Origin of the sequence: Acinetobacter sp. V2, from assembly GCF_001188385.1 — a bacterium.
In the GTDB taxonomy this organism is placed as follows: domain Bacteria; phylum Pseudomonadota; class Gammaproteobacteria; order Pseudomonadales; family Moraxellaceae; genus Acinetobacter; species Acinetobacter oleivorans.
In genome coordinates, this window is the sequence record NZ_JZFB01000001.1 from 1,630,764 (window position 1) to 1,637,348 (window position 6,585).

Consider the following 6,585-nt stretch of genomic DNA (forward strand, 5'->3'; position numbering starts at 1 on the left):
CAACTTGAATATTGGCAAGCCATTGAAGATGGTGCTGAAATTGAAGAAGAGCCAAAAAAGAAAAAGAAAAATAAGAAAAAAATTAAGAAGCATGAAGAACTTACTGCTGACGATCTGCCACAAGAAAATGCAGAAGAAGTCGCTACATTAAAACAGAAATAATAAAAAAGGGCCTGTAAAATACAGGCCCTTTTTACGTTTAGACTCGCAAAATTAACGAACGATCTGAATCGCTCGTCCTCCTGCTAACTGGCTAAAATATTGTTTAAGTGCTTCAACACAACGTTGAATTTTCATTGGTTGTTGATCATGCTTGGCAACCTCTGCATACAATGTAAACGTTGGTAATTTCCAATCTGGCATGAGTTCAATCAAAGAACCATTTTTTAATTCTTTCTGAGCATCCAAATATAAAATTCGTGCAATACCATGTCCTTGCTGACATAACGCTTTTGCAACTTGTAAATTATTGCTCTGCAAACGGCTTTGCATTTCAATATTGAGCGTTTCACCTGTTTTTACATGTTGAAAATTGAAATGGCGTGAGTCATTCATGACATTAATCGACAACAATTCATGATCTCTTAAATCATTAGGATGCACAATTGGACTAGATTGATTGAGATAACTAGGAGAAGCAATCAAAATCTGATCTACAAAAGCCAACGGAATGATCGAGCTGCTCTCTTCTACAGGAGTAGAACTCATGCGCACTGCAATATCAATTCGCTCTTCAATTAAATCGATATAACGATGCCCAACTTCGAAATGCACAGATAAACCGCGATGAGCCGACATCCAGTGAGATAATGCAGGAATGAGGTGTTGAACTGCTAAATCAGGAGTTGTCGCAATACGCAAATCCCCGATTAAGTCATCCCTCAATTCATTAATTCGGATTTTTCCCCTTTCAGCAGCCGCCAACATCTCTTGACAGCTTGAAAAAAAAGCCTGTCCGGCTTCTGTCAAACTAAGTTTACGAGTGGAGCGATGTAATAGAGTTACATCCATTTCATGCTCAAGCGAGCGTATCTGCTGACTCACCGCACTTGTTGTAATTCCTAATTCACGTGCCGCACCACTAAATGAACTTTTTTCTACCACACAAGCGAAAACACCCATCGCACGAAGCTGATCTAACATAGGTTTCCTCAAATCTAATTTTAAATTTATAAAAAATGCTTATTGTTGTAATGAAAGCAACCAATTACATTATACGAGGAAACCTAAGTTTTTTGCATTAGCTATTTTGGTAAAAGATTTACAGGATTAATCGGTTTTCCATCCAAACGAATCTGGAACTCGAGCATGACTTGAGATGCGCCAGTAGATCCCATTTCGGCAATTTTTTGTCCAGCAGTTATATTGTCACCGCTTTTCACAAACATCTTGCTATTGTGGGCATACGCACTGATATATCCGTCAATATGCTTAATTAAAACCAGATTTCCGTATTCTTTTAAGCCATCAGCTGCATAGACAACTTGACCATCGGCTGCGGCATAAATAGGGTCACCCTGATTTCCACCATAACGGATTCCCTTGACATTATTTGCCAAATTAAACCCTTGAATCACTGGTCCATTCGTCGGTTTTATCCAACGTAAGCTCGAATTTGGTGCAACGGATGCCACTGTCGTATTTGTTGACGGTACAGTAGACGGCTGAGTTACTGGAGTAACAGGCTGTGTAGTTGGTAAAGCAATCGTTTGACGCTTAATTTGCTCAGGCTGTGCCATGACTTGTGTAGATACCGTTCTTGGTGAAGAACCTTTCTTCAAACGTAACGATTGATTGACATAAATACGATATGGCGCAGGAATATCATTCATTTCAGCAATACTGATGTAGTCCAGACCATAACGCATTGCGATACCACTTAAAGTATCACCTGAACGAACTGTGTAATAGTTAGGAGCCATTGCATAGCGAGAACTATTATTAATTTGTGGTTTAGAAGCACAACCTGCCATAGCTACGGTAAAACCTACAACCGCAGACAACAACATAATTTTCATTATTTTGTCTTTTTGGATATGCACTCTGTTTTGTTGCCCAATTAAATGCATTGATCTCCCTCACTAAATGCTACAAATCATTTCGGCTAAGAGTACCAAAAAAGTAAGAGGAAACACGTTCCTCTTTTTCTTTATTCACAAAGTTATAACATTCGAGCTCAATTATTGACTCAAACTGACCTGAAGGTCTTCTAAAACGGCGTAATTTGTAGCATCCATTTGAATAGGTGTAACACTGACATAACCGTTTGCTACCGCAAAGAAATCCGATTGAATCTGGCTTGAAACACGCTCAGGATCTGTAACCGCCTCGCCCGCTAATCCAATCCAGTAAACTTGGCGTCCTCTTGGGTCGACATGGCTGGTAATCGGTTTAGATTGAGCACGGCGTCCCTGATACGTAATTTGTGCTCCTTTTAACTTCGGCACATCAGGAATATTGATATTAAAGATATGTCGTGGAGGCAAAGCTGGCAATCCGCTTGCAATAAAATCATGTACCCACTGCGCAGCCTGAGCATAATCTTCTTTAACATTATAAGCGCGTACATCAGGACCAGCTAAAGAAACAGCAATTGCAGGTTGCTTCATTAAACGCCCTTCAAATGCAGCACCGACTGTTCCAGAATATAAAACATCATCACCTAAGTTCGCGCCACTATTGATTCCACTTACGACTAAGTCAAATTCGAAATCAAACAAACCATTCATTGATAAATAAACGCAATCTGCTGGCGTACCATTCACAGCCCATACATCTTCGGCAATTTGAATTGGGCGCAATGGTCGATCCAATGTTAATGCACTTGAAAAACCACTTCTTTCACTTTCTGGTGCAACCACAACCACACGTCCAAGCGGTTTTAATGCTTCTGCTAAAGCCTGTATACCTGGAGCAAAAACACCGTCATCATTCGCTATTAAAATATTCACTAAAATCTTTCTCTACAAATAAACCTAAAGGTTTTCACAATTGAATTATTTGTTGAATTATATATATTTATGCCTCCATAGCATTATAAAATTGTGAAAAAATGAAAACTTTTGCTCCTTTTTTTCAGGTATTGGGGATCAGTATCACATTGTGTACGCAAGCGGTTTTTGCAGATGAGGATATCTCAACACAAGAAGCTGATAGCTTAATTAAAGATGATATTGCGGCAACGCAAGTCTTACAGGAAATTTGTCCAGCTTTCGTAGGGACAAATAAAAAACTTGAGTCAAATACTCAAAAAATTATCACAACGTATCTTCAAGGATATTCGAATAAATCAATTACCCTCTCTGCTCTACAAAATGATGCAGAGTTTAAAACCTTGTTGAATGAAGCACGTCAAGCTTCAAAACAAATGGACCATCATGAGCAACACGAACTTTGTGAAGAGATTGTCAACTATAAAGAATAGATTTTTACTCGTTTAGGGTAGAAGTTTATTTACTGAGGTTTTCTGCTTGGTATTAAGCAGAAAACCAACATAACAATACATTTTTTCCATTTTTTTAACCTGTAAATTGGTTAAGCTATCGACATATTTAAAAATTTTATTTTGGGTTATCGATGTTTATGAAGAAAAGCTTAGTTCAATCGCTCTCTTTGGTTTTACTTATGAGCATGGCAACAGTTGGTTTTGCTGCTGATAAGAAGAAAACAACTGAAAAGAAAACCGAAAATGAAAATGTTGTTGAAGTAACTCCACAGCAAACTATAACTCCTGAAGAATTAGCTGCAATTCAAGTACTTTCTGAAATTTGCCCAAGCCTTATTGGGAAAAAAGATGCTGATTTTGCTCAAGGTTATGAACGTTTAGTAAAAGACTATTTACCAAATGAAGCGGATCCAGTTGCAGCTTTAGAGAAACGTGCTAAAGACAAAAGTTTCAAGAAAGTCCTAAAAGAAGCGCGTAATGATGCAAAAGCTGCTGGTAACGAGCAAAACACATTAGTTTGTCAAGACGTGAAAGCTTATCAATCGCAAAACTAAATTAGTAAAAAACTCTTGAGTTACAATACTGTTTGAAAAAGCCGACTTCCCCCATAGAAGTCGGCTTTGCTTTATCCTAAAATGCTAGGTTCTTCTGCTTCATACAAGATATTGGAATTACCTAGAATGACTCGAAAAAGCGCTATTGCTGCACTCCTCCTCTTACCAAGTTTTTCTTATGCAGCAACTGTCTTATCAGCTCCGCCAGAATTAAATAATAAGTCTTATGTATTAATGGATTATGAGACAGGACAAATTCTCGCTTCTAAAAATGAAAACGAAAAGCTTGCACCTGCTTCAATGACAAAAATGATGACAAGCTACATCATTGAACAAAAATTATTAAAAGGTGAACTGACTGAAAATGAGCAGGTTCGTATGAACGAGTCTGCATGGTGTAAAGGAAGCAGCTCTGAATCATGTATGTATGTTCCTTTAAATGGTACAGCGACTGTTCTAGAAATGCTTCGCGGTATCATTATCCAGTCAGGTAATGATGCATCAAAAGCAATGGCTGAACATATTGCCGGAAATGAAGGCACGTTTGCTCACATGATGAATCAGGAAGCAAAACGTATCGGTATGACAAATACCCAGTTCATTAACTCAACTGGTTTACCGGCAGAAGGTCATTATTCAACAGCTAAAGATATGGCTGTTTTAGCGCAACATATTATTAAAGACAGCTCAAGATATTACCCAATCTACTCTGAAAAAGAATTTACGTTTAACGGCATTAAACAAGGTAACCGTAATGCCTTGCTTTACACAGACCCAAGCGTAGATGGTTTAAAAACAGGTCATACAGATGAAGCGGGTTACTGCTTAACAACGTCAAGCAAACGTGGTCCGATGCGTCTCATTTCCGTTATTTTCGGAACAGATAGCATTAATGAACGTGCTAACCAAACGCGTACATTATTGTCTTGGGGCTTTGCAAACTTTGAAACTGCAAACATTCAACCAGCCAATCAAGTTCTTGCTAAAGCAAAAGTGTGGTTTGGTAAAGAAGATGAAGTTCAAATTGGTCTGGCAGAAAACTTTAGTGTGACTATGCCTAAAGGCAAAGCTAACGGCATTAAAACACAGTTAGTTGTTCAACCTAACTTAAATGCACCGCTTCAAAAAGGCCAAGTTGTGGGCAAACTTGTTGCTAGCCTTGATGGCAAAGTAATTGCTGAAAAGCCATTAGTTGCATTAAAACCAGTTGAAGAAGCAGGATTCTTTGCACGCTTAATCGACCATGTTAAACAATTCTTCAGCAACTTATTCTAATTTTTGAATAGTTGAATTAAGCACTCATGCTATTTAGCCTGAGTGCTTTTTTATTTTATAATTCGTCTAAATTTTATTTTGATACTACTCATGGCAAAGAACATACGTCCTTATCTTGAACACCGTCCTCAAGTTGATCCAACATGTTATGTCGATGACATGGCCGTTGTAGTCGGTGAAGTCAGCTTAGCCGAAAATGTTTCTGTCTGGCCTTTTGCCGTCATTCGTGGTGACGTAAATAGTATTCAAATTGGTAAAAATAGTAATGTACAAGACCATTGTATGTTGCACGTTAGCCATAAAAATGATGCAAAACCTAATGGCTCACCTCTTATTATTGGTGAAGATGTGACGGTTGGACATCATGTGACTTTGCATGGCTGTACCATTGGCAACCGAGTTTTAATCGGAATCAATACTGTTATTTTAGATGACGTGATTATTGAAGATGATGTGATGATTGGTGCTGGAAGTTTGGTTCCACCGCGTAAAGTCTTAAAAAGTGGTTACCTATATGTAGGAAGCCCTGTACAACAAGTGCGACCATTAACCGAAAAAGAATTAGCGTTTCTTCCTTATTCGGCAAGACATTATGTAAAAGTACAAAATAATCATAAAGCGGCTCAAGCAGAGCAAGATTAATTAGCTCTATGAAATATCAGCAATAAAATTCTGATTTTTTAAACGATATGGTTTTGTAGTATTGCTCATATCGTTTAGCAGATCACCATAGCCAAAAACCCCTAAATTTCGTATCATACGTCTTTTAAATCATGGTGCTTTTTTATGGCCGCATGGACTCCTCATGTCACTGTTGCTACAGTCGTAGAAAAAGACGGACGCTATCTTTTTGTTGAAGAACATAGCGAAGGTTTTGTACACACAGTATTTAACCAACCTGCTGGTCATGTGGAATGCGGTGAGTCATTAACTCAAGCAGCCATTCGAGAAACACTTGAAGAAACAGGTCATCATGTTGAAATTGATGCCTTGCTTGGTATTTATACGTATACTCCGCCCATGTTTCCGGACCGTACCTATTACCGCTTCTGTTTTCTAGCACATGTGACTCAAGTTGAAAATAATCCTCAACTCGATACAGGTATTGTAGCTGCTGTGTGGATGACACCAGATGAGCTCAAAGAATCTGCTCGTGCCCGTAGTCCACTCGTACTCAAAGCAGTTGAAGATGCCATGAAAGGTCACCATTATCCTTTATCGCTTATTTATGAGCACCCTTTCTCTCCCTCATTAACTTCTCATTTGGATGCCTAGTCCTATGCAACAACGTGTCATCGTCGGTATGTCTGG

The 6,585-nt window shown here is 38.5% G+C and carries 9 protein-coding genes; 6 read left to right on the forward strand and 3 right to left on the reverse strand.

What is annotated here, in order from left to right; translation table 11 throughout:
• Positions 1-162: hypothetical protein (locus tag UC75_RS20655; RefSeq protein WP_228137226.1), on the forward strand; the 162-nt coding region annotated here is incomplete at its 5' end.
• 51 nt (positions 163-213) lie between these two features.
• Here the strand turns inward: UC75_RS20655 and UC75_RS07495 are convergent.
• The 3 genes from UC75_RS07495 to surE form a co-directional block, all read right to left on the reverse strand.
• Positions 214-1,143, reverse strand: coding sequence for a LysR family transcriptional regulator (locus UC75_RS07495; RefSeq protein ID WP_004790899.1), 930 nt, complete (start codon positions 1,141-1,143; stop codon positions 214-216).
• Between the two features lie 101 nt (positions 1,144-1,244).
• The gene (locus UC75_RS07500; RefSeq protein WP_049837198.1) at positions 1,245-2,069 is read right to left on the reverse strand and encodes a peptidoglycan DD-metalloendopeptidase family protein; all 825 of its coding nucleotides are present in this window, start codon (positions 2,067-2,069) and stop codon (positions 1,245-1,247) included.
• A gap of 111 nt (positions 2,070-2,180) precedes the next feature.
• Positions 2,181-2,951, reverse strand: a complete 771-nt coding sequence (gene surE / locus UC75_RS07505; RefSeq protein ID WP_005307288.1) for a 5'/3'-nucleotidase SurE — start codon at positions 2,949-2,951, stop codon at positions 2,181-2,183.
• 101 nt (positions 2,952-3,052) lie between these two features.
• Here surE and UC75_RS07510 point away from each other — a divergent pair, with 101 nt between their 5' ends.
• The 5 genes from UC75_RS07510 (at position 3,053) to UC75_RS07530 (ending at position 6,549) form a co-directional block, all read left to right on the forward strand.
• A complete protein-coding gene (locus UC75_RS07510) occupies positions 3,053-3,424 on the forward strand; it encodes an MCR_0457 family protein (RefSeq protein WP_005307290.1) in 372 nt (123 codons plus the stop codon).
• 152 nt (positions 3,425-3,576) lie between these two features.
• Entirely contained in the window at positions 3,577-3,999 is a 423-nt protein-coding gene (locus UC75_RS07515; protein ID WP_111854424.1) for an MCR_0457 family protein, read from the forward strand.
• Between the two features lie 126 nt (positions 4,000-4,125).
• The gene (gene dacC / locus UC75_RS07520) at positions 4,126-5,274 is read left to right on the forward strand and encodes a D-alanyl-D-alanine carboxypeptidase PBP5/6 (protein ID WP_049837199.1); all 1,149 of its coding nucleotides are present in this window, start codon (positions 4,126-4,128) and stop codon (positions 5,272-5,274) included.
• A 90-nt stretch (positions 5,275-5,364) separates the two neighbouring features.
• A complete protein-coding gene (locus UC75_RS07525; RefSeq protein WP_005307296.1) occupies positions 5,365-5,916 on the forward strand; it encodes a gamma carbonic anhydrase family protein in 552 nt (183 codons plus the stop codon).
• Between the two features lie 144 nt (positions 5,917-6,060).
• A complete protein-coding gene (locus UC75_RS07530) occupies positions 6,061-6,549 on the forward strand; it encodes an NUDIX hydrolase (protein WP_005307298.1) in 489 nt (162 codons plus the stop codon).
• The last annotated feature ends 36 nt before the right edge of the window (positions 6,550-6,585 follow it).